The sequence below is a fragment of the Phaeobacter sp. JH20_37 genome, from assembly GCF_048056015.1.
GTDB classification, from domain to species: Bacteria; Pseudomonadota; Alphaproteobacteria; order Rhodobacterales; family Rhodobacteraceae; genus Phaeobacter; species Phaeobacter bryozoorum.
The window spans coordinates 186,108-210,907 of the sequence record NZ_JAYMWW010000001.1 but is presented as its reverse complement, the minus strand read 5'-3'; the positions used below and the strand labels follow the sequence as shown (position 1 = coordinate 210,907).

The 24,800-nt window shown below is 61.0% G+C and carries 21 protein-coding genes; 9 read left to right on the top strand and 12 right to left on the bottom strand.

The window, feature by feature from the left end; translation table 11 throughout:
• Positions 1-10 precede the first annotated feature (10 nt).
• From VWZ87_RS00990 to VWZ87_RS00975, 4 genes are all read right to left on the bottom strand, one after another.
• Positions 11-877: an ABC transporter permease gene (locus tag VWZ87_RS00990; RefSeq protein WP_340547568.1), complete on the bottom strand. Its 867-nt coding sequence runs from the start codon at positions 875-877 to the stop codon at positions 11-13.
• Positions 874-1,815 (bottom strand): ABC transporter permease, encoded by a 942-nt coding sequence (locus tag VWZ87_RS00985; RefSeq protein ID WP_416535384.1) that lies wholly within the window; start codon positions 1,813-1,815, stop codon positions 874-876. Before VWZ87_RS00985 ends, VWZ87_RS00990 begins: the two co-directional genes overlap by 4 nt.
• Before the next feature lie 70 nt (positions 1,816-1,885).
• Positions 1,886-3,472, bottom strand: a complete 1,587-nt coding sequence (locus tag VWZ87_RS00980) for an ABC transporter substrate-binding protein (protein WP_416535383.1) — start codon at positions 3,470-3,472, stop codon at positions 1,886-1,888.
• A gap of 197 nt (positions 3,473-3,669) precedes the next feature.
• A complete protein-coding gene (locus tag VWZ87_RS00975; RefSeq protein ID WP_416535382.1) occupies positions 3,670-4,296 on the bottom strand; it encodes a helix-turn-helix domain-containing protein in 627 nt (208 codons plus the stop codon).
• 209 nt (positions 4,297-4,505) lie between these two features.
• Here VWZ87_RS00975 and VWZ87_RS00970 point away from each other — a divergent pair, with 209 nt between their 5' ends.
• The 4 genes from VWZ87_RS00970 to VWZ87_RS00955 all read left to right on the top strand — a co-directional run bounded on the left by VWZ87_RS00970 (position 4,506) and on the right by VWZ87_RS00955 (position 7,455).
• A complete protein-coding gene (locus VWZ87_RS00970; protein WP_416535381.1) occupies positions 4,506-5,531 on the top strand; it encodes a trans-3-hydroxy-L-proline dehydratase in 1,026 nt (341 codons plus the stop codon).
• Positions 5,532-5,624: 93 nt separating this feature from the next.
• Positions 5,625-6,293, top strand: a complete 669-nt coding sequence (locus VWZ87_RS00965; protein ID WP_340547563.1) for a GntR family transcriptional regulator — start codon at positions 5,625-5,627, stop codon at positions 6,291-6,293.
• A 141-nt stretch (positions 6,294-6,434) separates the two neighbouring features.
• Positions 6,435-6,875 carry a hypothetical protein gene (locus VWZ87_RS00960; protein WP_416535380.1) on the top strand — a complete coding sequence of 147 codons (441 nt, stop codon included), beginning with the start codon at positions 6,435-6,437 and terminating at the stop codon, positions 6,873-6,875.
• A gap of 106 nt (positions 6,876-6,981) precedes the next feature.
• Positions 6,982-7,455, top strand: coding sequence for a Dps family protein (locus tag VWZ87_RS00955; RefSeq protein WP_340547561.1), 474 nt, complete (start codon positions 6,982-6,984; stop codon positions 7,453-7,455).
• Between the two features lie 54 nt (positions 7,456-7,509).
• Here the strand turns inward: VWZ87_RS00955 and VWZ87_RS00950 are convergent, their stop codons facing one another.
• The 3 genes from VWZ87_RS00950 to VWZ87_RS00940 form a co-directional block, all read right to left on the bottom strand.
• Positions 7,510-7,755 (bottom strand): DUF1289 domain-containing protein, encoded by a 246-nt coding sequence (locus VWZ87_RS00950; protein ID WP_416535379.1) that lies wholly within the window; start codon positions 7,753-7,755, stop codon positions 7,510-7,512.
• 173 nt (positions 7,756-7,928) lie between these two features.
• Positions 7,929-9,098 carry a mandelate racemase/muconate lactonizing enzyme family protein gene (locus VWZ87_RS00945; protein WP_416535378.1) on the bottom strand — a complete coding sequence of 390 codons (1,170 nt, stop codon included), beginning with the start codon at positions 9,096-9,098 and terminating at the stop codon, positions 7,929-7,931.
• Positions 9,095-10,705 (bottom strand): GMC family oxidoreductase, encoded by a 1,611-nt coding sequence (locus VWZ87_RS00940; protein ID WP_416535377.1) that lies wholly within the window; start codon positions 10,703-10,705, stop codon positions 9,095-9,097. The genes VWZ87_RS00945 and VWZ87_RS00940 overlap by 4 nt, the downstream gene beginning before the upstream one ends.
• A gap of 139 nt (positions 10,706-10,844) precedes the next feature.
• Between VWZ87_RS00940 and VWZ87_RS00935 the strand changes: the two genes are divergently transcribed.
• Together VWZ87_RS00935 and VWZ87_RS00930 are read left to right on the top strand one after the other, a co-directional pair.
• The gene (locus VWZ87_RS00935) at positions 10,845-11,750 is read left to right on the top strand and encodes a LysR substrate-binding domain-containing protein (protein WP_416535376.1); all 906 of its coding nucleotides are present in this window, start codon (positions 10,845-10,847) and stop codon (positions 11,748-11,750) included.
• A gap of 123 nt (positions 11,751-11,873) precedes the next feature.
• Positions 11,874-13,172, top strand: coding sequence for an MFS transporter (locus VWZ87_RS00930; RefSeq protein ID WP_416535375.1), 1,299 nt, complete (start codon positions 11,874-11,876; stop codon positions 13,170-13,172).
• Positions 13,173-13,379: 207 nt separating this feature from the next.
• Here the strand turns inward: VWZ87_RS00930 and VWZ87_RS00925 are convergent, their stop codons facing one another.
• Positions 13,380-16,085 (bottom strand): methyl-accepting chemotaxis protein, encoded by a 2,706-nt coding sequence (locus VWZ87_RS00925; protein WP_416535374.1) that lies wholly within the window; start codon positions 16,083-16,085, stop codon positions 13,380-13,382.
• A 100-nt stretch (positions 16,086-16,185) separates the two neighbouring features.
• On the bottom strand, positions 16,186-17,346 hold the full coding sequence (locus VWZ87_RS00920) for an ABC transporter substrate-binding protein (protein ID WP_340547554.1): 1,161 nt from the start codon (positions 17,344-17,346) through the stop codon (positions 16,186-16,188).
• 211 nt (positions 17,347-17,557) lie between these two features.
• Between VWZ87_RS00920 and VWZ87_RS00915 the strand changes: the two genes are divergently transcribed.
• Positions 17,558-18,604: a glycosyltransferase gene (locus VWZ87_RS00915; protein WP_416535373.1), complete on the top strand. Its 1,047-nt coding sequence runs from the start codon at positions 17,558-17,560 to the stop codon at positions 18,602-18,604.
• Here the strand turns inward: VWZ87_RS00915 and VWZ87_RS00910 are convergent.
• The 3 genes from VWZ87_RS00910 to VWZ87_RS00900 are packed head-to-tail and all read right to left on the bottom strand — an operon-like array spanning position 18,551 to position 21,747.
• Complete coding sequence (locus VWZ87_RS00910; RefSeq protein WP_416535372.1) at positions 18,551-19,726, bottom strand: glycosyltransferase family 1 protein; 1,176 nt, start codon at positions 19,724-19,726, stop codon at positions 18,551-18,553. The two genes, VWZ87_RS00915 and VWZ87_RS00910, sit on opposite strands and share 54 nt — an antisense overlap.
• Before the next feature lie 3 nt (positions 19,727-19,729).
• Positions 19,730-20,680 carry a glycosyltransferase family 2 protein gene (locus tag VWZ87_RS00905; RefSeq protein WP_416535371.1) on the bottom strand — a complete coding sequence of 317 codons (951 nt, stop codon included), beginning with the start codon at positions 20,678-20,680 and terminating at the stop codon, positions 19,730-19,732.
• Positions 20,677-21,747, bottom strand: a complete 1,071-nt coding sequence (locus VWZ87_RS00900; protein WP_416536894.1) for a glycosyltransferase family 2 protein — start codon at positions 21,745-21,747, stop codon at positions 20,677-20,679. The genes VWZ87_RS00905 and VWZ87_RS00900 overlap by 4 nt, the downstream gene beginning before the upstream one ends.
• A gap of 181 nt (positions 21,748-21,928) precedes the next feature.
• On the opposite strand from VWZ87_RS00900, the gene VWZ87_RS00895 reads away from it, so the two are divergent.
• Both VWZ87_RS00895 and VWZ87_RS00890 read left to right on the top strand, forming a co-directional pair.
• Positions 21,929-24,007, top strand: coding sequence for a GumC family protein (locus VWZ87_RS00895; protein ID WP_416536893.1), 2,079 nt, complete (start codon positions 21,929-21,931; stop codon positions 24,005-24,007).
• A gap of 8 nt (positions 24,008-24,015) precedes the next feature.
• Positions 24,016-24,798, top strand: coding sequence for a hypothetical protein (locus tag VWZ87_RS00890; RefSeq protein ID WP_416536892.1), 783 nt, complete (start codon positions 24,016-24,018; stop codon positions 24,796-24,798).
• Positions 24,799-24,800: the final 2 nt, after the last annotated feature.

The window sequence follows — 24,800 nt, the reverse complement described above, 5'->3', positions numbered from 1 at the left end:
CTCTTTCCCCTTAACCGCGAGGCCGCAACAGATCGGCCAGCCCGTCGCCGATCAGCGAGAACCCGATCCCGGTCAGCACGATGGCGATGCCCGGCATCAGACTGAGCCACCAGGCCGTGGTGATGAAATTGCGCCCTTCGGCAATCAGGACACCCCATTCAGCCTGCGGCGGCTGCGCCCCCAGACCGAGGTATCCCAGCGATGACCCCAGAAGGATTGCCAGTGACATATCCGTCATCCAGTAGACAATCACCGGAGTGATCGCATTGGGCAGCAGGTGGCGAAAGATCACGCGCCGGTCAGAATATCCCATGACAATTCCGGCCGCCGCATAGTCATTGCCCATCTGGGTGATCACCTCGGCGCGCATCAGCCGGGCATAATAGACCCAGCCCACCGCCGTGATGGCGATATACATATTGACAAGCCCCGGCCCCAGCACCGCAACAACCGCGATCACCAGGACCAAAAACGGGAAGGTAATGACGGCATCCACGACCCGGCCAAAGATCATATCGGCAATGCCGCGATAATAGCCCACCAACGCACCAACCGTGACTCCGATCAGCATGGCAAAGACCGTGGCCAGAACGGCCATCTGCATATTCACTGAATAGGCAGAGATCACCCGGCTGAGGCTGTCGCGCCCCAGCATATCGGTTCCGAAAGGATGCGCCCAGCTCGGCGGCTGCCGCACCGCGTTATAATCGATGAAATTGGGATCATATGGGGCGAAGAGGCCCGGCGCGATGGCCAGCAGCGTAGAGGCTGCGATAATCGCGACACCGATCATGAACCCCGGTTTGCGCAGCGCGATCTTCCACCGGCTCTGCTGCGGTCGCGTCGCCTCGGGCGACAGAACTGTGGCATCGGTCATGTCAGACGCATCCTCGGGTCTAGGGCGCTCTGGATTAGATCGGTCATCAGGAACACGATCGACACCAGCACTGCAAATGTCAGGGTCAGCCCCTGGATCAGCGGATAATCACGGGCAAAGATTGCCTCCAGCATCAACCGGCCAACGCCCGGCACCGCAAACACCGTTTCGGTGACCAGGGTTCCGCTCATCAGGTTGCCGATGGACAGGCCAAGCAGCGTGACTGTGGAAATCAGCGCATTGCGCAACACATGCCGCCCCAGGATCTGCCAGGCCGACAGTCCCTTGGCACGGGCAAATTCAACATATTCCGCATCCACCACCTCAACGACGGCCGACCGCAGATTCCGCATGATGATCGCAGAGGTATAAAGCGCCACTGCCACCGATGGTAAAAACAGATGGTAGAGCCGCTCGGAAAAACTGTCGCCATAGCCCCCCACCGGGAACCAGCGCAGCTGCGCGGCTAGAAATGTCAGCAAGATCAATCCGATATAAAACACCGGCATGGACAGGCCGACCTGAAAGACGGTGCGGATCACCGCATCGGGCCAGCGCCCCCGGTTCAGTGCCGCAACAAAGGCCAGCGGCCCCGCGATCAGCACCGACAATGCCACGGCATAAACCGTAAGAAACAGGGTCGTCGGCAGGCGGCTGGCGATCACATCTATCACCGGCGCTCGCATCAGGATCGAGCGCCCCAGATCCCCCTGCACGGTATTGGACAGGAACTGCCAGAACTGGACCACCAGCGGCTGATTCAGTCCCAGCCGTTCGCGAATAGCGGCCAGATCAGCATCCGACGCGCGGTCCCCCGCGATGGCGATTGCCGGGTCTCCGGGTAATAGGCGCACCAGAAGAAAGATGATGATCATGACCAGAAAAAAGGTCACGGCCATCAGCAACAGGCGCTTGAGAATATATTGAATAGTGGCCATTCCGGCATCCGTTCGTCTGCACCGCCAGCCCCAAGGCTGACGGTGCTTTTACATTGCAGGGCGAAACTGATCAGCGGCTGATCGACGCTTCCTCAAAGAGGTTGTTGCCCAGCGGTGTCTGCACGTAGCCGCTGACCTTCTTTGACAGGGCCACCGCAAACGGGGTCTCGTACATGAACAGCAGCGGCGCCGCCTCGGCATAGATCGACTGCATCTCGGCATATTGACCAGCACGCGCACCCGGATCCATTTCCGTTGCCGAGGCCTCAAACAGGCTGTTGAACTTCTCGTTCTCCCAACCTGTGCCAACGGCCTTCGCAGTGGGGAAGTAACCGAGCCAACCAGTGACCTGACTTGGGTCATTCACATCATTGACCCACCCATAGGTATGGATATCAAATTCACCCGACCGGTTCTTCGCGCCACGGGTGGCATTGTCGACCTGCTCCACCTTAAGCTCGATGCCCAAAGGCGCCCACATCTGCTGAAGTGCCGCAAAAATGGTGCTGTCATCCGCCGATCCGGCCAGCGTCGTAAAGGTGATCTCGGTTCCAGGCTCAAGACCGGCCTCGGCAATCAAGGCCTTTGCCTTGTCCAGATCATAGCCATAAAGCGGATCAGTCGATGTCGCCAGCTGGGTCGCCGCCGCCATCAGAGGCGAGGTCATGGGCTTGCCGGCCCCCTGCAGCACCAGCCCGATCAGGGCCTGTTTATTGGTGGCATAGTTCAGCGCCTGACGCACCCGCTCGTCCGCCAGCGGATTGGGCGATCCATCTGCCCGCGTCGGGCGGGTATTGATCGGCGAATAGATAATCCGGGTCGAGGGGAACAGATTCATTTCGATGTTCGGATCCGCCTCCAGCTCGGCCACGCGCGAGAACGGGATGAATTCCGCCGCATCCATCTCACCGGCCTGCAGCTTCAGGATACGGGTGGCATCATCGGGGATAATCTCGAAATGCACACCGTCCAGATAGGGCAGCGGTTTGCCGTCCGAGCCACTGCGCCAGTAGTGCTCATTGGCGCAGAAATCCATCGATGTGCCCTGCTCAAACCCGCAGAGATAGAAAGGGCCAGTGCCAACGCCCGCACTCTTTGCAGCAAAGATGGCGGCTGACTTCTCCTGATCCGTTGCGCCTTCGGCGGCCTCGAACGCGGCTTTGGACACGATGCCGGTGGTAAAGGTTGCCAGCATCGACAGGATCGTCGGATCCGGTGCCGAGAGGGTCAGGGTGATCTCGTTTCCATTATTGGCAACTGTATCCAATGTACCGAGGAGACCCGCCCACGGGCTCAGATCAGCATTGCGCGCACGATCCAGCGAAAACACCACGTCCTCTCCGGTCAGCGGTGTGCCATCGGAGAATTTGATCCCGTCGCGCAATGTCAGGGTCACCGTGGTGCCATCTTCAGAGACATTATATGTCTCGGCGAGGCCAGGAACGACCGAATTTCCATCGTCGCTGGGGCGCAGCAACGTGTCGAACAGGCTGCCAACCATCCAGATATCCGGATTGCGATCCGCATAGATCGGGTCGATCAAGGTCGATCCGTCGTAACGGGCAAAGTTCAGCACGCCGCCGCGATCCTGCGCCAGCGCCGGTACGGTCAGTGCCGTGGTCAGGGCAGCTGCGGCCGCCACCAGTTTTCTTGTCATTTGTGAGATCCTCCCAGATCGATTCTCCGTCTCATGTGGGGAAGCATAGCGCGGGTTTTAAAATTACTAAAATTATTTTTAGCAAAAGTTCTGATTGCGGTAGAAATCTCCGGCAGCTCAACTGCCGATGGACGCCGGACTTGCCGCATCAGCCCCAAGGCCGGAGGGTAGAGATATGCGCATTAGCGCCTGATCCTTCAGCGGGCAGAGCTCTTCATCGGCATGGTGCTCACCCAAAGTTCAACCGCCTCTTCGTCGCTCAGAACGATCGAATAATGCGGCTTCGAGCAGTCATGGTGAACCGTATCCCCCGGCGACATGATATGCACCGAATCCCCCAGATGATATTCAAGCTGCCCCGAGATCAGGTAGCAGAACACCTCGCCCTCATGGCACATCTTCTCCGAGACATGACCAGGTGGGCGGTGAATGATCGACGGGTAGCAGAGCGCGCCGGAAAACCCCGGCCCCAGCTTCTCATACAATCTTCCGTTGGTTCCCAGAGCGTAGGTCTGCCGGTTATCCTTATGAATATACTCTCTAAACTCTTCCTCAACACTCAACAGCTGCTCGACGCTGGTTTGCAGGGCGGCAGCGATGGACAACAGCGAGGACAGCGAGGGCGTACTGATGCCCCGCTCAACCTGAGAAATGAATCCGGGCGTCAGATCAGTGTTCTCGGCAACCTGCACCATGGTCATCCCCATCGCCTTGCGGCGGCGGCGGATCGCGTGTCCAAGCTGCTCGGAATTGTCCTTCTTGCGCGTTTTCTTGCTGGCGCCTGCCTTTATGGTCTCTGTCTTGCGCGTCTCTGAGGCGTCCATATCCGTATCCTGAAATTCCGGCAGCCCGACACCGCGCTGACCAAAGTGACCCATCCAACCAGCCGAACCTGTTTGGTCATGATCTGTGATGTGGGCTTCAGGAAAACATATACTAAAATTTATTGTAGTGCTACATCAGAAACAGGCGATCGATTGGCTTGACCGCCTTTCAGCCCGCCCCAAGCCCGCCGGAACCGCAGGAGACCGAGATGCGCAGCACTAGGACCGTACATGTCATTTCCGCCCATGCCGAGGGCGAAGTGGGTGATGTCATCGTCGGCGGCGTGGCACCGCCGCCGGGCGCCACACTCTGGGATCAGCGCACATTCATCGCGCAGGACCAGACCCTGCGCAACTTTGTCCTCAATGAACCCCGCGGCGGCGTATTCCGGCACGTTAATCTGCTGGTGCCCCCCAAACATCCCGACGCCGACATGGGGTTTATCATTATGGAACCGGAATACACGCCGCCGATGTCCGGATCGAATTCGATCTGCGTTGCGACCGTGCTGCTGGATGGGGGCATTCTGCCCATGCAGGAACCGGAAACGCATCTGACGCTGGAAGCGCCAGGGGGGCTGGTCAAGGTGCGCGCCGAATGCAGAAATGGCAAAGCTGAGAGGATATTTGTCCGCAATGTTCCCAGTTTTGCAGGGGCAATTGGCGTTGCCTTGGATGTCCCGGGGATCGGTACGCTCCGTGTGGATACGGCCTATGGCGGCGATAGTTTTGTGGTCGTACAGGCCGCCGATCTGGATCTGACCATCTGCGACGCAGAGGCCAAGGCCCTGGCACAGATCGGAACCTGCATTCTGGATGCGGCAAATGAGCAGCTGGGTTTCAGCCATCCAGACAATCCCGACTGGTCGCATATTTCCTTCTGTGCATTTTGCGGCCCGCTGGAGCGCACCGACATCGGGTGGCGCAGTCGCTCTGCCGTGGCCATCCAGCCCGGCAAGGTGGATCGTTCACCCACCGGAACCGCAGTATCGGCCCGGATGGCCCTGATGCTGGCCAAAGGGGAAATGACCGCAGATGAGGAGTTTGAGGCAGTGTCGATCATTGGCTCCAGTTTCAAGGGCCGGATCACCGACCAGACAACCGTCGGAGGCCAGCTCGCCATCATTCCGGAAATCAGTGGTCGTGGCTGGATCACGGGAATACATCAGCACATGCTGGACCCCGATGACCCCTGGCCCGGTGGCTACAGGCTGAGCGACACCTGGGGGGCGTGATGCCCTGCCCCTTGATCCGCGCGGCCCGGCAGGGCACACCCGAACAACAACCGCCAGATTGGCACCTGCGTAACCCCGACCCATGAGGCTCCCATGGCAGCCAAGCGCGCCATCTCCCGCAGCACCCTCCCCGACGTGATCGCCGCCGATTTGCGCGAGCGTATCCTGAGTGGTGAACTTGCCGAAGGTGAACCGATCCGCCAGGAGGCACTGGCAGAGGAGTACGATGTCTCGCGGATGCCCGTGCGCGAAGCTCTGAAACGGCTCGATGCCGAGGGGCTGGTGCTTTTTGCGAATAACCGCGGGGCAACAGTCACCAAACATTCGCTGCGCGAAATCGCGGAGATTTTTGATCTGCGCATCCTGGTCGAGGTCGATCTGTTCCGTCGCTCGATCCCTGCGATGACCAGCACTGACTTCGCAAGATGCAGCCAGATCCTGGATGAAATGGACGCCTCCTATGATGCTGATGACGTGGCAACCTGGGGCGCATTGAACCACCGCTACCACTCTGCGCTCTATGCTGCTGCCGAACGTAAGCTGACCAATGAGATGCTACAGGGGCTCAGCCTTCATTCCGACCGGTTTGTGCGCATGCATCTCAGCGTGATGAAACAGCGCGAACCCGCCAAGGCCGAGCATCGCGACCTCCTCGCACTGGCGCAGGCCCGCAATGTCGAGGCCGCCTGCGACGCCCTGACCCGACATATTTCCCGCACCAAGGAAGAGCTGCTGGCGCTGGTTGCGGAGAACCGCAGCTAATACCGCACGCCGCAGGGCATACAGCGCGAATTTTGCTAGCGCGCCTGTTCATCTCTTGTGAGCGCCCATAAAACCAATATATTTAGTCAGGAATTAGCCGGGGCGCCCAAATGCCCCTCTAGATAGACGGATTCATCACCCATGATGCCAGTGCAGACCTTGTCCCTGCCGCAGGTGACAACCCCTGACCGGTTGCGCAGTACTCCCCTGCTCGATGAGCAGGAATATAATGCACTCAATACGTTGCGTCTTGCGGCGATGGGCTGCCGCGCCGCCGCGCGGACCGATCTGTTCGAAGCCTGCGCGCTGCTCTGTGTCGATGGAGAGGATGCCAGACGCACCTATGTCGATACTCTTGTGAAATGCCTGCCAGAGGCAATGCCACGTCGAATCAAATGGTTTCGGCCCGGCACGGCAGAGGTCTCCTTCGACGAAGCTTGGGTGATGCGCTGCCTGTCCTGTGTATCAGCAAAGGATTATGACAGCCTCGGCTTCTTGCTGCGGTCGCAAATCGACCCGGCGCGGCGGCGCTACATCGGGTTTCTTCTGGGCCGTATTTCCGAGCAATTTCCTAAGTTTTAGAATCGTTCTAAAAACTCTTGCCATATGCCCCCGGATGGCTATGTTGTGTATCACAGCAAGCCAGCTTCCTGCCAGCCAGCTATTTTTTGGAACAATGGGGAACATGATGACACAGACCGCTGCTGCACTCTCGACCGATGCCAAAACCGCAATCGCCGATGCTCTGAACCAATCCGTGGCAGAAACCGCTGTCACCACGATGTTGGCCCAGAATTTCCACTGGAACGTCAAGGGCATGGCATTCGGCCCGCTGCATGATCTGTTCCAGAAAATCTACGAAGATCACTTTCTGGGGCAGGACGACCTTGCCGAGCGCGTACGTGCACTGGATGCCCATGCCGAGGGCACATTGGCCGGGATGCTGAAACGCTCCAAAGTTGCCGAACACGACGGCCATGCGACCGATCAGGAAATGATCCGGATCATGATGGAAGCGCAGGAAACCCTCGCCGCGACCCTTGCAGGCTGCGGTGCGCTGGCCGCCGATCATGGTGATACGCTGACCGAGGATCTGTGCATTGCGCGCGGCCAGACCCATGAAAAATTTGCCTGGTTCCTGCGCTCGCATCTGGCGGGCTGACACGACAACGGCGGTGGGTGAACAACCCAGACCGGCAAAGACATATAATCGCGGTCAGAGGATCTCCTCTGCCGCGTTTTTTCGTTTTGCCAGTTTCTTGCGGTAGGCAAGGTCCCAATGTGTGTATTTTCCCAGCTGGCCCTGCTGCGCGGTCAGCATCCTGACAAACGCGCGCCTGTGGCTGTCTTTCTTCAACGCTTTGAACAGCGACTTCTGGGCCTTGGTCATCGAACAGCCGATGCAATGTCCCTCACGCTTGAATTTGCAGACATCAATGCAGGGGCTGGGAGTCTTGGGCATATCGAACCTTATGCGTTACCGGGCATCTTTGCCCACAAATGGGGCGACACGGGTCACTCTGCAACCGCAAAGACGAGTGTTTTTGTCAATTTCTCGATACCCCCACTCGCGCGCCAGCTCCGGTAGCGCCCTGACGCCGAACCAACCGGCCGTCAGAAGCGCACAGGGCACATCTAAATCTCGCTACAATTATATGTCGACTTTGACAGCCACTCCGGGTTGATCTCGATGCCCCAGCCGGGCTGATCAGTGACCGTCGCCTGACCGTTGTCGATGCGGAATGGATCAGTGACAAACAGATCCCGCTGCCAGGGATAATAGTCATCGCCCTCGATAGAGAATTCCAGATAGCGCCCGGGCAGATCGACGGCGCGGAGCATATGCATCGTGAACAGGGTGACCAGAGACAGGTTCGCGCAATGCGGCGTGCAGGGCAGCCCCGCCGCCGCACCCAGCTGCGCAACCTGCATACTTCGCGTCATCCCGCCCAGATACAGAATATCCGGCTGGATGATATCAACCGCGCGCATCTCGATCATACGACGCCAGACCTGCAAATCCCAATCCTGCTCACCGCCCGCCACATCCAGATCCAGCGTGCGGGTCACCTCCGCCGTCTGCTCCAGCATCCAATAGGGGCAGGGTTCCTCGAAATGCTCATACCCATGGTCCTGCAGGCGCTGGCCTACCTCAATGGCGCGTTTCGGGGAAAACCCGGAATTGCCATCAACCAGCAGGGAGACCTGATCTCCCAATGCTGCCCGGATCGTCGGAATGATCGTCTCCGTCCGCCCCGGCCATTCATCCCGGTCTTCGCTGCATTCGGCGCCGACCCGCACCTTGAATGCGTCAAACCCGTGGCTGTCACGCAGGGTTTTGAGCCGGTCCGCCTCGTCCAGTGGTGTGATATCGCGCCGCATCGAAGAGGCATAGGCCCGGACCGGACCCGGCGACCCGCCCAGCAACACCGCCACTGGTTTTTCGGCCACCCGGCCGCGCCAATCCCAAACCGCCGTATCAAAGCCCGCTATCGCACGCCGCAGATAGGTTCCCGGATATTTATGCTCGCGCAGCGGGATCTCGGTGATCACCGCCTCAAGTGCATCCATACCCCGGCCCAAGGCCCAGGGCGCCACCTGCCGATGAAGGATCTCGCAGGTCAGATCGCTGTTATAGGTCGAAACCTGCCCCCAACCCTGCTGGCCATCCTCCGAGGTAACCCGGACAAACCCCACCAAGGGCGTGCAGAATGTCTCGATCCGGCAAATACGCGGCCCGATGTCCTGTTGTCCGCGATCATCCTGCAGCGGCACCGCACCCGAGGCTGAATAGGGCGTATTCATCCGGCCTCCAAAATAAGATCAGCCGCCCGATGGGCCAGCATCATAGTCGGAGCATTGGTATTGCCCGAGGTGATATTGGGAAAGACCGAGGCATCCACGACCCGCAGCCCGTCAAACCAGTGCAGCTTCAGCTTGGGGCAGACAACGGCGGTGCTTGCATCCGCCCCCATACGGCAGGTCCCGACCGGATGAAACACCGTGCCACAGCGTTCGCGGAAATCCGACAGGATGTCGGCATCTGTCATCTGCCGCAGATCAGGCCCCATTGGAGCCTCGATCAGCCGGGTCAATGCCGATGTGCCTGCCAACCTCTGGCAGAGCAGCCCCCCTGCGATAACCTGCGCGCGGTCTTCCTCAGTCGCGAGAGAGCCGGGCTGAATCAGCGGAGGGGCAGTTGGGTCGGCGCTGCGAATGTCGATCCGGCCCCTGCTGGTCGGACGGGCGGGTTGAAAGCCGATAATGAACCCGGCAAACGGATCCGGCTGGATCACCTCACGCTTGCCGTCAGGCGTAGTGGTATAGGTTACCGGATTGAAATAGAGCTGCTGGTCAGGGCGGCCCAGATGCGGCGCGCTGCGGAAAAACCCGCCGCATTGGTTCACCGACAGCGCCAGCGGGCCCCTGCGGCGTATCGCATACTGCAGGGCGGCGTGGAGCTTTCCGGTCAAGGGCGACAACACATTGTTAAGGGTCGGCTCTGTGGCGCGAAAATAATAGTTGATCCCCAGATGGTCCTGCAAATTGCCACCAACATGGGCCTGCTCCTGAACCACCTCGATCCCGTGCCTGCTCAGCAGATCCGCAGGACCGATCCCCGATTGCTGCAGCAGACAGGGCGAGGCAACAGCCCCGCCGGACAGGATGATCTCACGTCCGGCCGATATCGTCATCAATCTGCCGCGCCGCCGCAGCTGTACCGAAACGGCACGACGACCGTCAAAAATGATCCGTTCCACAAGCGCACCGGTCATCAAGGTCACATTCACCCGCTTTAGCGCGGGTGCCAGAAATGCCCGCGCCGAATGCATCCGGCGACCACCGCTTGTGTTGATCCGATAGACCGCCGCGCCTTCGCCACCGGGATCGTTGATATTGCCGGTACTCGGCAGGTCCAGTTCAGCCGCCGCGGCAAAGAAATGCCGGTTCGCCGGGTGTATCTGGTCCGATACATCCTGCACATGCAGCGCACCGCTTCCCTGCCGCCGCCCATCGGGCGCCACTTGGGTTTCCATCGCCTTGTAGGACTGATGCACGGTCTCCCAGTTCCAGCCCGTCGCGCCCGCGGCCTCCCAATCGTCAAAATCCTGTGGCACCCCGCGGGCATAGACCAGAGCATTGATTGCGCCCGAACCACCAACCCCCTTGCCACGCGGCCAGTAGCCGCGCCGCCCCGCGAGCGTCGCCTCGGGTTCGCTTTCATATTTCCAGTTCACCGCAGGATCAAAAAACGTCTTGCCGTAGCCCAGAGGCAGCGCAATCCAGGGGGAGCGCCCACGCCCGCCAGCCTCAAGGACAAGCACCTTATGGCGGCCGCAGCGGCTCAGCCGTTCCGCCAGCACACATCCCGCAGACCCTGCGCCAATAATAATGTAGTCAAATCGCGTCACTGCCTGACCGTCCGCAAAGTCTTTATCGTCAGATCGTGACAAAGCTGATCGCAAAGCGGAAACGAAAAATAGTTCGTCGCTACCTTAAAAAAATTCGCAGCATGGGTATTCTGCGCCTATGTACAGCGATCTTCCTCCGATGAATTGGCTCCGTGCCTTTGATGCCAGTGCGCGGCACGGCAGCTTCACCCTGGCGGCGGAGGAGCTGGGCCTCACACCTTCTGCCGTCAGCTATCAGGTTCGCGGGCTTGAGGCGCAGCTGGGCCACAAGCTGTTCCGCCGCGACCACAAACTGCTCAGCCTCACACGGCTGGGACATGCCTATCTGCCCGTGGTGGCCAAGGCTTTTGCCGATATTGACGCGACCACCTGCAATCTCTTTGGCAAAGGGACCGAGCAGGAGGTGACCCTGCGCTGTCTAACGTCTCTGAACCTCCTGTGGCTGATGCCATTGCTGGGCGACTACAGAAAACAATATCCCGCCAGTCGGCTTCGGGTGTTGTCGTCATCATGGAGTGAGCTGTCGCAGGGCGAATCGATAGATGTCGACATTCGCTATGGCGATGGCAGCTGGCGCGATGGCCCCGTCTTGCCGCTGCTCCAGAACACGGTCATTGCAGTGGCGACACCCAGCCTGTTGGGCACTTCCCCCTGCTCCGAATTGGACAGGTTGCCACTGATCGAAATGACCGGCGTTGTCGACACCTGGCGCCATTTCTTTGCGCTGCACGCCCCCGGCGTTACAGTCCCCGAACCAGCCTACAAGGTCGACCAATCGCTGATTGCACTTGAACTGGCCAATCGTGGTCTGGGCGTTGCTCTGGTTGCTGATGTCTTTGCCCAGCCGTATCTTGAGCGCGGCACATTGCGCCGCGCCAGCGATATTGCCCTGTCGACCCAGCATGGCCATCATCTGGTGCTGCCCTCGGATCGAAACAGCCATCGGCCTGAGGTGAGCACGCTTGTCGACTGGCTGCAAACCCAGGCGCATCTAACTGCCGAACGTGTCGCCGCCGCGATTGCCACACCGCCTGCGGCGGGCTAGGGTCAGCGGGAAACAGACCACGCCGACAGGCCAGCCAAACCAGGCAATCCCGCGCCCTGATCACGAGAGATCTGGCGGCTGCGCCGCGCGGTAACTCCAGTCAACATATATGAATAGGTCGGAATGCTCACTGTTCTTGCAAATCGGACCTATCGTCACCTGCTGGCCGCACAGGTCATTGCGCTGCTCGGCACCGGGCTGGCGACGGTTGCGCTTGGCCTGCTGGCATGGCAGATCGCAGGGGAGGACGCCGGCGTTGTTCTCGGCACGGCCCTCGCGATCAAGATGGTGGCCTATGTCGGCCTCGCTCCAATCGCGGCCGCCCTGGCCGATAGGCTGCCCCGGCGCACCATGCTGGTCTCGCTCGACCTGATCCGCGCCGGTGTGGCGCTGGCGCTGCCCTTTGTCACCGAGATCTGGCAGATCTATTGCCTCATTTTCCTGATGCAGGCCGCCTCTGCAGGCTTCACGCCGACGTTTCAGGCGACCATTCCCGATGTGCTGCCGGATGAGGCAGAATATACGCGCGCGCTCTCGCTGTCGCGACTTGCCTATGATTTGGAAAGCCTGCTGTCGCCGGCACTTGCGGCTGCGCTGCTGACCGTGGTCAGTTTCCCGATGTTGTTTGCAGGCACGGTCATCGGTTTTCTGACCTCTGCCCTATTGGTGCTATCCGTGCCGATCCCATCACCCCAGCCTGGCAAACCGCGCACGATCTGGGCCCGCACAACGCGTGGCATACGGCTCTATCTTGCGACGCCGCGACTGCGGGGCCTGCTGGCACTGAACCTTGTCGTTGCGGCGGCCTCCTCGATGGTCATCGTCAACACGGTTGTGTTGGTGAAAGGCAGCTTCGGCCTGCAGGAACCCGAGGTGGCCATTGCCCTTGCAGCCTTTGGCGGCGGGTCGATGCTGGCCGCGCTGCTGCTACCACGGATGCTGGACCATATGCCGGACCGTCCGCCGATGCTGGCAGGCGGCGCCATCCTCACCTTCGGGCTCTTTCTCGGCCCCTTGGCCAACAGCTTCCTGCTTCTGGTTGTTCTTTGGATGATACTTGGCTTTGGCTTCAGCCTGGCCCTGACGCCAACGGGGCGGTTGCTGCGACGCTCGGCTAATGCAGAAGATCGCCCGGCGCTCTTCGCCGCACAGTTTGCCCTCAGCCATGCTTGCTGGCTGGTGACCTATCCGCTGGCAGGGCAGATCGGCGCCCGCGCCGGTTTCAACACGACCTTTCTGGTGCTCGGGCTGATTGCCGCCGTCGGTCTCTTGCTCGCCGCGAAGCTGTGGCGCGGAAATGCCGATATGGTGGCGCATGATCACCCTGAACTGCCCGACGATCACCCGCATCTGGCCAAGCATGGCCATGGGCGACAGCACCGACATGCCGCGATTGGTGATGATCTCCATCCGCGCCGCTAGGCGATGAGTCTTATTGGCTTTGCGGATCCGATCTCTACGCCCTGTAGCGAGTGCTGCCAGAATACAGGCCGGATGCGACGGCGCTATCTTCGCGATCCTGACACGGGTCTTTAGCGGCTCCGAGAAATGTCCACCCAAAAACCGCGACCGCAGCGGCGCAAAGGCGGCTGCGGTCACAGATGAATCGACACCTAAATCAGGATAGGCTTAGCCGGTGTTCTGCCAATCTTCCGGCTCATCAGCCCACATGTCCTGCTCCTCCCAGCCGTCACCGGACGTGTGTTGCTCAGCGGCATCGACCACCGCCTCCGGGGTCTCGGACCCGTCTCCTGCTACGGTGAAAATCGCCACCAGCTCCGCCAGCTTGGTCGCATCCCCGCGCAGCATATGGCTGGCGGCGGTGGATTGCTCCACCATTGCCGCATTCTGCTGGGTCACCTGATCCAGCTGCGACATGCCGATATTGATCTCATGCAGCCCGGTGGACTGGGCCGTCGCGCCATCGGCGATATCGGAGACCTGCTGCGAGATCTGCCCGACCTGTGCCACGATGCCGCTCAGCGCAGTGCCAGCCTTGCCGACGAGTTCGACGCCGTAGTCGACCTTCTTCGAGCTCTCGCTGATCAATGTCTTGATTTCCCGCGCCGCCTCGGATGTGCGCTGCGACAGGCCACGCACTTCGGAGGCAACAACCGCAAACCCACGACCCGCTTCGCCAGCGCGCGCCGCTTCGACACCGGCGTTCAAAGCCAGAAGATTGGTCTGGAACGCAATGTCATCAATCACGCTGATGATCTGCGCGATATGTTTGGAGCTCTCCTCGATTTCCGTCATCGCAGAGACCGCGCTGCTGACAACGCTGCCATTCTCGATCGCTTCGCTCTTTGCGGCCTGGGTGGTGGTCTCAACCGAACGCGCGCCCTCAGCTGCGGATTTCACACTGGCTGTCAGCTCATCCAGGGCAGCGGCGGTCTCCTCCAGCGTCGCCGCCTGGCTTTCGGTCCGCCGCGACAGATCATCGGAAGCCTGGCTGATCTCATCGGCGCCATTGCGAATGGAAGAGGCAACATCCACCATATCCATCACGGTTCTGCTCAAGGTCTCAACCGTCTGATTGAAATCCGCCTGCAACTGGGCGTAGCCCTCGGTCAGTTCTTCGTTGATCCGCGCCGAAAGGTCGCCCTGTGCAAGCCGGGCCAAACCCTGACCGATCGCCGTAACGGCAGCGGTCTGCTGCGCCTGATGGATCGCGCGCTCCTCCTCGGTGGCCTTGGACAGTTCCTCTTTCTCCACCAACCCGTCACGGAACACGGTCAATGCCTGTGCAATGCGGTAGATCTCGTCGCTGGTGCGCTCAAATCCCTTGATCGGGCTCAGATCACCATCGGCGAGCCGCTCGGTGGTCCGGCTGATCGCGTTGAGCGGTCGTTGGACCAGGAAATGGGTCAGCAGCAGCGCCACCATCAGGAGCCCGCCCGCCACCATCAGCATCCGTTCGATATTGGCGCGAGCCTCGTCTACGGTCGCTGCAATGTCGGTGGCCATATAGGCAATTTCACCCCGGCTGCCGGAGCCAAGAAGCGAGGCACGGCTCGCGATCTGAAGCACCGCATTGGCGGTTGCATTGGCCGCTTTGGTCGCATCCGCGTCTGCCGTGAGCGAGGCAATTCGGAAAACCGCCAGCCCCTGATCGGGTGCCGCCAGCGTGATGATCTCGTCGAGCTGCGCGGCCAGCCGTCCTTCGTCAAACGTCTTGTAGTCTGCAAGAGCGGCAGCGGCTCGCTCCATCGGTTCGGCAGCAGCGCGGGTCTGCACCAGACCCTGCGCGGTCACGACATCCAATGCTGCGACCTGGAAATTGCTGATCCAGGTATTGATCTCAAGCAATGTGTTGAGAAAACCGACCTCATTCGCAAGCAGACCCTGAATTGCCTTCTTGCTGTCGGTGCTGGCATCGTCAGCCGCCAATGTCACCTCAAACACCATGTCATCGACCGCAGTGGCCAGTTCGGTATCGCTGGACAGGCGCGCACTCAGCACCTCCTGACGCAGGGCACTGGACTGAGCACCCGCGCGCGAAACCGCCTTCTGCAGCACCGCAGCAGCATCACGGATGGCAAAGATCGGTACGACACCAGGCGCCTCGACCTCCAGCGTGTTGATCACCTCGTTCAGACGGCCATCCGATGCCTTGGCCAGATCGGTCAGGATCGACTGCATGGCACGGTCCTTGGTATCGCCGATGGCAAGGGCGATACCGGAAATCAGGTTGATTTCCGCACGCGCCTGCAACAGCGACTGCAGGGTGGCAAATTTCACCTCGACCAGATCGGTCAAAGTCGCATCGACTGCAGACATCGTCTGCTCACCGCCTTTGGTGAGGTTCGAATAGGCCTCCTTTGCCATCTCGGCGAGCGTGACCTGCATGGCGCTGCTCATTTCCTGCAGCTCGGCCGTCATCGCGATCACTGCCGCAGCATTCTTGAAAGCAATGGTACGGGCGTCAATGGAGGCATCCAGCGCCTCCTCGACCATAACCAGATCTGGTTTGAATTCATCACGGAGCACTTCGGGCAGCTGTTCCACCGCGCTATCAAGCGCGCGAACCGCCGTTGTCACATCGCTCTTGGCAAAGTCGAGCGCATTCAGCGTATCAGCCAGCATCACCGCAACCATCGCGTCCTTGGTTCGGGCCGCAGCAGCGGTCATCTGACCGCTCAGTTCCAGTTCAGGAAGCTTTTCCCCGGACAGGACATGCACATCTCCGGCCACCTGTTCAAACGCCCGCGTCACCGCATAGCCGATGGCACCCGAAGTACCGGCCATCGCCAGTAGGATAAGAAACATCTTGGCGCGAATACTGGACAACGGATTCCACCGCCGTGTCGCGCGTTTACGTGTCTGCTTCGTCATTATTCGCCCCATGAGTCCATTAAAACCACTCGGTTTTGCACAGAAATCCGGCAGAGGCCGGGTGATTGAGGCATCAGACATGCCTCAATCTGGCGCTTTTTCAGGATTCGCCGCCTGCCACGACAGGTTGGAAGCTGCCATCCTTCGCGATATGGGTCAGGAAGACGTCATCCATGCCCTGGTTGTCATCCGGACCAAAGCGCATGGTGACTCCGCCCAGATCCACCTCACTCAGCCCGGCGAAGGCCGCGAGATAGCTTTCACGGGTCAGCTCGGCACCTGCCTCTTCCAGAGCGCGGATGGCCAGACGACCTGTCAGATACCCTTCAAGTGTCACGAAACCCGGCTCGGCTGCGGCATCCACCGCCTTCAGTGCGGATTGGTACTGCGCCACGACTGGCAGCGAAGTGTCCCATGGGAACGGCACAACCTGGCTGATAATCACACCTTCACCGGCCTCGCCCAGTTCCTTCGCCAGCGCGTCGGACCCCACAAAGGAAATATTCACGAAGGTCGGATTGAACTTCAGCTTGCGCGCCAGCTTGATGAATTCGGCAACCGGCTTATAGGCGCCAACCATCACAACCGCATCCGGTTCGGCCTTGCGGATGGTCAGAAGCGCCTTCTTCACAGCGGTGGTATTGCGGGTATACGTGCCCTCGGCGGCGAGGGTCATGCCGCGTTTTTCCAGTGCCGCGGTAACGCCAGCCAGGCCTACGCGACCAAAACCATCATCCTGATAGAGCAGCGCGATGGAACTCATGTTCAGCTCATCCACCAGATGGGCAATCCAGGCTTCGGTTTCCGCCGCATATGTGGCACGGACGTTGAAGATGTTCCCGTGGCTTGCATCGCGCAGGAAACCAGCACCGGTGAAGGGGCCGATAAACGGCATGCCAGCCTCGGTCGCGATCGGCTGCGTTGCCGATGCGGTCGGGGTGCCAACAGCGCCGATCAGGCCAATATGCTGATCATCAGCAATCACCTGTTTGACCAGCGTGGCCGATCGGTCAGGTTCATAGCTGTCATCCATACTGTCCAGAACGATGCTGCGTCCGTGAACACCACCCGCAGCATTCGCCTCGGCAAACGCGGCTTGCAGGCCAAGCTGCATCCCCTGCCCCAGCGCCGAAGCCGGACCCTCAAGTGCGGCGACCTGTGCAAATCGAACTTCAGTCTCTGACACGCCCTGCTGAGCAAGTCCAAGCGTCGGCAGGGCCATGGCCAGTACCGCTGCGGTTGTTAGTTTTCTTAGCGACATCGTATACTCCACCTTTCAAAACACCGGAGCAGCTTGCCCTGAACCCGTTAACAAAGGCCCTCCGGGCGAAAATAACCCTGCGCAAAATATGCAAAGCATTTTATCAATCGGTCGAAACCACAGACCAAAGCGCCCAGACCATCGACCTCTTCCCGCGCGGCTGTTAGGTTGACAGCACCCTATTTCCGGTCAGCGCCCAGGACCTGCCATCGTGAAAATCCCTTTGTTCTTTGATGGCTATGATCTGAAAGCCTACGATGTCCCACACGGCCAAACCCTGTCGCAGCTGCGTGAGCGCCTGCGCTATGGCTATCGCCTGATGAAAGGCGCACAACCGCGAACCGGCTTCTACGTCGCCTTCACGAATCTTGCCAAAAGCCTTCGGCGTCTCGGTCACGATGTGGTGATAAATGACTTCGACTTTGCCCGCGGACATCCGGATCACCCGATCGGCCTGAGTGGATATCTGCCGCCGCTGGCCCGTTTTGGACTGCGCAACCCTGCCATTTACGGTCCCGGACGCGTGCCGGACAGCAGCGACCTTGCAGCGCTTCGCGAACAGGTGAACCTGAAAGTCGTGACCTACCCGTCAGCCTGGCCGATCCAGCTCAATCCGGCAGAGACACGCGCACAATTCGCACCGATGTTCGTGGGCATCGACACCGATGCCTGGCCCGATATGTCGGGTCACAGAAAAACGATTGATTTGCTCTTCTACAACAAGGTCCGCTGGCATCGCGAAACCGCCCGCGAATGCGATCTGCTCCAGCCCCTGCGTGACATGCTGACCGCGCGCGGGCTCAGCTGGCGCGAACTGGACTACGGGCATCATACGCCCGCACAGTACCGCGATCTGGTGAGCCGCAGCCGTGCGGTACTTTTCTGCACCGAACACGAAACCCAAGGGCTGGCCTATCAGGAAGCCATGTCGGCGAACCTGCCAGTCTTTGCCTGGGATGAGGGGGTGCTGGTCGACCCCTCACAGCGGATCCTGGCACAGGGTGACGTCACCCCCAGTTCGGTGCCCTATTTCGATGACCGCTGCGGGATGCGGTTCCAGATCGACAATATGGAAGAACAGTTTGATCGCTTCTGGACGGCGCTGCCAAACTATCGCCCCCGCGATTACGTATTGGAGAACCTGTCTCTCCAGCGCGGCGGTGAGCGTTTTATGTCACTCTACGAGCCGCTCTTTGACGCGGCCTCATCTCTTCGGCCCGGTCTCACGCCTTTGGCCCGGAACGCCGATCCCGGCTGAAGCCAGCAACGCCGTCACATCATCGGCGGTCTGACGGAACATCGTCTCGGGCAGCGCCGCGATCCGATTGCGACAGGCGGCGATCCGGTCCGGCGTCAGCTGCTGCAACAGCCCGACCAGCTCGGCGGCATCAGCACGGCGCAGGGTCCAGCCCTGCCCTGTCTCCTCAATCTTGCGGCCGGTCTGCGTCGTCGCCACGGCGATCACCGGACAGCCGTGCCAGCCGGCCTCATAAATGCGGTTCGGCAGCAGCAGATCCGAATTGCCACCGGCGCGGGCCTCGCCCGCCTGCCACAAATCCTGCGCCCAGACCACATCGCAGCCGCGGTAGCAGGCAGCCAGACCCTCCGGGTAGGCGTAGGCCCCGTGAAAGGTGACATTGCCGAACCCGGCGATCCGGTCATGAAAATCAGGCAAGACATGGTCGTGGATCTTGCCGTGAATATGCACCTCGATCGTCGGCCCCATTTGCCGCGCCACGCTCAGCAGCAGCTCAAAGCTCGGTCGGCAGCGTATGGCGCCGATCCAACCCAGCCGCAACGGCCCGGATGCCGCGCCATGAAAACCTCCCGCGACGGGTCGTGACATGCGGTCCGGCACGACCATCTTGTTCTCCACCAGATACCAGGGGCCAACAAAACCCTGTACCGGCACGAAATACCCTTCGTGGAAACCGGGCGACGACAGCCACAGCACCTCCGCCGCCGCGATCAACCGCCGCTCGACCCAGCGGGCGATCCGGGGTTTCGGGCCGCTGCCCTCGAACAGAGAATGGATATCCAGCACCTCATAGGCAAGCGGCGCCGCGCTGCCGCTCCGCCGCCGCAGCGCGGCGGCCAGCGCCAGCATATCGAGATTGCGCGCCACCAGCAGATCGGCCTGCTGCACCAATGGCCGCAGCCGTGGGTCACGCAACGCAGTGGAGAGCGCCAGACGCCCCCGGCGCAACAGCCCGTGTTGACCAATCTCGCCCAGATCAATGTTCTGCCAGCTCACCTGCGGCAACGGCCCCTTGCGCGAGGACACCGAGATCACCTCATGCCCAAGCGCCTGAAAAGACTCCAGCCGTCTCAACTGGGCCACGTCAGTCAGATCGGAGGCAAAACAGAGCAACTGCGCCATATGTCAGCCACGGATCCGCTGCGGCGGCGGCTCTTGATCCTTTGCTCCGCCGTAGATCTGCGGCTGTGGCAGGGCAAAACATCCCGCCAGCACGCCCAGGTGCAGCAGCCCCCGCAACAGCCAGAAATTCCGGCGCGGCTCGACAGGCAGGACAGGCAGGGTCGCAACGACACAATAGGCAACCTTGGCCAACGCCGCCCCAGCCAGTTTTGTCCGTGCCAGCAGCCCCGATGCGCTGGCCGCATAGCTCTGCCCCATGCGGAACCGCCGTTTTGCCAACCAGCCCAGATGCAACCGATCCGACGCAACCAGCTCAAAGACGGCCGCATCGGCCGAGATCGCAAACTGCGCGCCCAGATGTGAGAGCGCAAAGAAATAGGCGGTATCCTCGCCGCCGCTCGTGCCGCGAGAGAGATCAAACTCCAGCCCATCCCACGGGCGACCGGCAAACCGCATCAGCGCATTGCAGCTATGGGCGGTCTGTAACTGCACCCCACCGCCATTGCCGACGCGCAGTTCCGGCCAGTTGCTGTGCCAGTCCTGATCAACCATCCATTGCGGCGCATGCTGCGGGTAACGTGCGATGGCCGGCCCTGAAATCACATCCGCGCCGGTCTCCATGGCGCGGCGCATCAGCTGTTCGATCCAGTCGGGCGGAACCACCTCATCATCATCGACAAAGGCAACCCAATCCGACCGCCGCTTGCGCGCCATGGCCAGACAGGCGTTGCGGGCCAGAGAGATATTGCGTGCCGGCGCGTGGACATAGCTGACCGGCCAGGAGGTCGCGCAGCCGCGCACCCAGTGGTCCGCCGACGGCGAGGTATCATTGTCCGCCACGATGATATCTATCGTATAGCCCTGCGGTGCGCGCAAAGCGGCCAGGCTCTGCAATGTGTCCACCACGCTGCGGCGCCGATAGGTGCAGAGTAATATCGAAATCCGTTCGCTCATCGCTTCACCCTGCGCCCCGCCGCACCCGCCAGGGCCGATTGAACAGAATGCCGCGCCATCGCCCGCACCAGACCAAGCGCCCAGCCCATGTGCATCAGCACCAGAGCCACCCCGGACCAGATCCCGGCACCCCCCAGTCGCAAACAGGCGATGCCCGTCACCACAATCACCACAGTCAGGTAAACCAGCGGCCAGATCAGAGCCAAGGGCCAGAAGGGTGCCGCGACCAGTGCCAGTCCACATAGGAGGAGATTGGCAACCGGCACCATCTGCCGCAGCCGTGGCCGCATTCGGTGTTTGATCAATGTTGCCGCACGGCCTGCGCCATAGTTCTGATATTGCCGCCATAGCGCGGCAGGCGTGCTACGCATCACATAGCCAAGCCGCACATCACCGGCCAGCCAGATACGCCCTCCGGCCGCCAGCAACCGCCAATCCAGCTCAGCATCCTCATTGTGGCTGAAACTCGCATCATAACCGCCAACCCGGCGGAACCAGTGCAGATCCATCAGCGCGTGATGCCCGTGATCCACATAGCCCGAGGTCCGACCTCCCCGATGTGCCGCACCACCCGACCCGAAGGGCGTATCCACGACCCAGGCCGCCGCCTTGCCGAATTCACTGCGACCTTCGGACTGCATCGCCACCACGACCGCCGCACGATCATCGTCCTCCCGCAGCCCCGCGCACAGGGCGGTTGCATAATCCGCCGGATAGATCGCATGGGCATCACAGCGCAGCAGCACATCAAAGCCGCCGCCAAATTCAGCAACCGCCCGATTGATGCCTGCGGACTGAATCCGGTCCGGATTATGCAGCACATGTATCTTGATCGGCGCTGTCTCGGCCAAGCTCTCGACGATGGCCACCGTGTCATCATCGCTGCCCCCATCCGCCACCACCAGCGCAGACCGATCTGGATCGCGCAGCAGCGGGTCGCGCAGCAGGCTTTCGAGACAGGGACGGATCGCAGCCGCTTCATTCAGGGTCGGGATCACCACCAGCACCCGCACATCAATGCCCCTGGGTGCAGCGCTGGCGCCCTCCCTGCCTCTCTGACCGCTCATGCCCATGGTCTTTGTTCCATTCCGTGTTATGGACCTGTCTAAAGGATCCGATTATGTTGCGACAGATTGATTTTTGCGCGCAGTCTGATGAACTTGGCACTGCCACCTACTTGCCACCCCTGCGGCGTCGCGCAACGCAGGGCGGGCCGTGGGCAAACCAATAACGATGGGGTCAACCAACGTGTCCACGCCTAAGACGTCCTTTGCCGCGGATGACGGCCAGGAGGTGCTCGATCTCGGCGCCATTTTTGCAATCATCTGGCGCGGCCGCTGGGTCATCGCTACCTGTGTCCTGCTCGGTCTGTTTCTGGGCATCTGGCGAGCCTATCTCGCCGCCACTCCGCTCTACGGTGCCGAGGTACAGCTGGTGCTGGACACCCGCGACGAAAAAGTGGTCGATATCGAAAGCGTGGTCAGCGGCCTTTCCGCCACGGATGAGGTGATCCGAACCGAGGTTCACATCCTTGGCGGTCGGGAACTGGCGGGTCAGGTCGTCGACCGGCTGAATCTTGTTTCCGACCCGGAATTCAACATGATGCTGCGCGATCCCGGCCTCAATCCTGTCCAGACGCTGAAAGATCTGATCAAGGGACTCCTCGGGATGCCCGTCTATGACACGACCATTCCGCCAGATCCGGCCTTTGTCCGCGAAAAGGTGATCCAGACGCTGCTCGCCAACATGCGGGTGGTGAACATCCCGGACACCTATATTTTCTCGATCTGGGTGCTGAGCGAGAACCCCTTCAAGGCGGCTGATATCGCCAATGCCTTCGCCGACACCTATATCGAAAATCAGGTGGCGGTGAAGCTGAACGTCACCGAACAGGCCACCGGCTGGCTGGCGGACCGGGTGACCGAGCTGCGCGGCCAGCTGGAAGCAAACGAACGGCGGGTTGCCGACATCCGGGCGCAGGCCGATGTGACCAGCCCCGCACAGTTGATCGGGCTGGAGAACCGCCTGATTTCCCTGCGCAGCGCGCTGACCGAGCGGGCCGAGGATGTCGCCGCGCAACGGGCCAAACAATCCGAACTGAGCAGCCTGCAAACAGCCGAGGAGCAGCGCGCCGCCGCCCGCCGCTACGGCTATAGCGCGCTTCTGGCGCGCGCTGATGATCCGCTGGCTGGCTGGCGCGCGGTTCTGGCGCAAGTCGCTCGTGATCTGCGCGAAGCCGAAGCCAAGGAACAGGCAATCCGCCGCTCGATGGCCGATCTGGAGATCACCATCGCCACCCAGAGCGATGCGCTGACCGAAGTTGTGCAGGCCGAACGCGACGCCGAAGCCAGCCGTCTGCTGTTTGAAAACTTCCAGAACCGGCTGCGTGAAACCTCCATGCAGATCGGCCTGCAACGCGCCGACAGCCGGGTGATCTCGCGCGCCTTCCCCCCGGACCAGCCTGCCCTGCCCAACAAGGGCCGGATCCTTATCCTGTCGGTCTTCCTTGGCGGGTTTCTCGGCACTGTTCTCGTTGTCGTGTTGCAGCTCTCCCGGGCGCGCCTGCATTCCCCAGCGCAGATCGCAGGCCTGACGTCCGTGCCTGTGATTGCGGTGCTGGACCAGTTTTCGCAGAAAATCCGGCCCGAACAGGCCGGCGCGCTTGGCCCGCAGACCCGCGATGGCGAGGCTGTTCGCAATCTGCGCACCACGCTGCTGATGGCGCGGGGAGATGTCCCGCCGCAGGTGGTTGTCTTTACCTCCGCCGAAAGCGGCGATGGCAAGTCGACTCTGTCGGCGGCCATGGCACATAATATGGCGCAGATCGGTAAATCGGTCCTGCTGATCGACGGCGACCTGCGCCGCCATTCCCTGTCTGACCCGCTGGCCAGTGGCAACAGCAAGCCGGGACTCTTTGATGTCCTCACCGGGCAATGTGATCTGGCAGCGGCGGTGCTTCCCGGTGCGCTGGGGCAGGCCGATATCCTGCCTGCCGGCACCGTAACCGGCAGTGCTGCGGATCTGCTCAGCCAGGGCGGGCTGACCGAGCTTGTATCGGTGGCGCGCAATCACTGGGACATCATCATTTTTGACACCCCGCCCATCTCCGTTGTGCCCGATGCGCGGATCATCGGCCTGCATGCGGACCTTCTGATCCTGCTGGCGCAATGGAACACCACCCGGCAATCGGTCTTTATCAATGCCCTACGGCAGCTGGAACAGGGCGGGCGCAGTCCCGACGGCATTGTGCTGACCAAGGTCAAAGGCACCGCTCAGCCGCTCTACGGGGCAACCAGACGGTCGCGCGACCGCTATTACCACAGCTGAGAGAGCCGATGCAGCTGTCCCCCCTTTTGCGCAAGGCCAGGATAGCCGGTCGCCGCTGCCTCGGCCGACCTGTGCTGAATTATCAGGTGCTGGGTGAGCGCTGTTCCGGCACCAATTTTCTCGACCAGCTGATCCAGCAGAACTTCGCCGCTGCACGCCCGCGCTATGACATGTGGAAACATGCCTTCCCGAACCTCATCGCGCTGCCGGCGGATGTGCTCTATATCGTGATCTTTCGCGATCCGTTCCAATGGCTTGAAAGCATGTATGGCAAGCCGTGGCACAGCCTGCCAGCGCTGCGTGATCTGCCGTTTTCGCAGTTTATCCGCGCCGAATGGCGCAGCGAGATCGACGTACCGGCGTGGTTTGACCTGCCAAAGACCAGCCCATGCAAAGGTCAGCCGCTGAACCAGGATCTGCATCCGATCACCGGCGCGCCCTTTGCCAATCTGCTGGCGTTGCGTCGCGCCAAGGCAGAGGCGCTGCTGTCCCTGCCCCGGCGCGGTGCACGGGTGATCTACACCACCCATGCTGCCATCAGTCGGCGCCCCGAAGACATCATTGCGCGCATCGCAGGCGAAAGCCCGGTGCCCCCGAACAGGCGCTTGCAGGTCCCGCAGGGACACTATGGCTGGTCATGGTCCGACCGTGATGTAAAACCCAAGACCCCCGGCCACCTGATCACGCCGGAAGACCGCACCTGGATCCTCAGCCAGCTTGACCCCGCACTGGAGGCCGCAATGGAGCTACCGCTCGATCCGGCGCAGGATGAGAACCAGAACGCAGGCTAGAC